This is a genomic window from Corynebacterium sp. CCUG 70398 (assembly GCF_024454055.1).
In the GTDB taxonomy this organism is placed as follows: domain Bacteria; phylum Actinomycetota; class Actinomycetes; order Mycobacteriales; family Mycobacteriaceae; genus Corynebacterium; species Corynebacterium genitalium.
In genome coordinates, this window is the sequence record NZ_JAGPYZ010000019.1 from 1 (window position 1) to 1,648 (window position 1,648).

1 protein-coding gene is annotated in these 1,648 nt (G+C 57.4%); it reads right to left on the reverse strand.

Annotated features, from left to right (window positions below):
* Positions 1 to 88 precede the first annotated feature (88 nt).
* A complete protein-coding gene (locus KBX07_RS11290) occupies positions 89 to 1,552 on the reverse strand; it encodes an integrase core domain-containing protein (protein WP_256024167.1) in 1,464 nt (487 codons plus the stop codon).
* Positions 1,553 to 1,648: the final 96 nt, after the last annotated feature.

Below are 1,648 nucleotides of genomic sequence, written 5' to 3' on the forward strand. Positions count from 1 at the left end.
TGTTATGTCCATGAGGTTTTTGGACACGGAGTCCGGTGACTTTTTGGGCGTGGAGTCGGTGGGGTTTTTGGACATTGCTAGCGCGGTGTCATGGTTTCCGGCGTTTGGGCCGGGGCTTGGATAGGTTCGGGTTAAGCCGTGGTGGTTGGCGGTGTTTCATTCCTTTCACGAGGTTGATGTTGATTTGCCCGCCTGGTGGCCTGTGGGTCAGGGTGATTGGTAAGGGCACACTGAAGAGGAATTCGCCGTCGTGTGCGGTGTAGAACTCAGCAACGTTTTCGGCCGTGACGGCGGCGTAGAGTAGGCGGTTTTTGAATCGCAGGCCGATGTAGAGGCCGTAGTTGCATACGCGGGCAACACCGTCTTTGCTCACTCGTAGTTCGTTTGGGATGCCCCAAGCGTTTGTTGACTGCTTTACCGGCATCGTTAATGTGGGGGTATCGGTGGGAGGTAGGTCGTGCTGAGCTGCCATGTCATCGGTGTTGGTCTCGGGTGAAGTTGCCGCTTCCCCGGGGCCGTTTATCACTGCGAATGCTGCTGTTTGTGGGTTATGTGCTTTGTTGTAGGCGACGACACGGGCCCAGATCGCGTCAGGATCAAGCGGGTGCGTGGGCGGTGTTGCCTTGGGGAAGGTGTCGAAAGCCTGGCGCGGGGTGATATGCATCTTGCCAACCAGTAGCGATTGGTGGCGTCGCCGCTCGTTGTAGACGTGCCGATATTCAGCGAGATATGTGTTGACCTCAGCAAGGCTTACCGGGTGGCGCACGTCTAAGAACTGGGTCAGTGTGCGGTGGGATCGCTCGTCTTTTCCTTGAGTTGTGGCGGCGAACCCAGCGATAGCCAAGACGCCTTCACTGGCGAGCCACAACTCGGTAGCGGAGAGGTGTCCACGGTGGTAGGTGGCGAACGCCTCGCCGTTATCGGAGAGGATCTCTTGAGGTTTGCCGTAGGTTGCGAACGCTTCGGCCAGCACGGCGCGTGCGTCGGTTCCGTTTTCCGGCAAAGGGAACGCTTTGGTGCCGACGTCGAATCTGCTGGCGTCGTCGATGATCTGGTAGATCGTCACCTGCGTGTGCGCATGGTCGAACAGGCGGTAGACCAGCCCATCAATCTGCCACAGCTCACCGACGAAATCGCGGGCGAAGCGCTTATAGGAGCTGCGCGGTCGTTTACGGGCGTTGGCGTCGACGAAACCGAGCTCATGAAGCCACGACGCGATGGTCGAACGCGACGGGGTGCGCTCAGGACCGATCGAATCGAACAGGTAGTAGTAGATCGACCATGGGCCGTAATCCAGCCCTTGTTCCATCAAATGTTGTCTCGCGTTGACGACCGCGACCTTGTCTGTGTCGTCGAATTTTCGAGCTGGGTTCTTCGGTGCGGTCGAATCGGGCACAATGCCAGATCGGCCCTTCTGCGCTACCCGGTTTTTGATGTTGATGTACGTCTGCCGCGAGATGCCGAGTTCTTTGCAAAACTGTGTGATCGTTTTACCGTCGCGGACAGGATCGAAATCTGCGACCTTTCTGCGCTTGTGCAATGGAATAGCCATCCGGCTATTCCACCGCCACGAACGCCCAAAAAGTCGCTAGACATCACGTCCAAAAACCCCCTGGACTCCGTGTCCAAAAAGACCCCAGACATCACA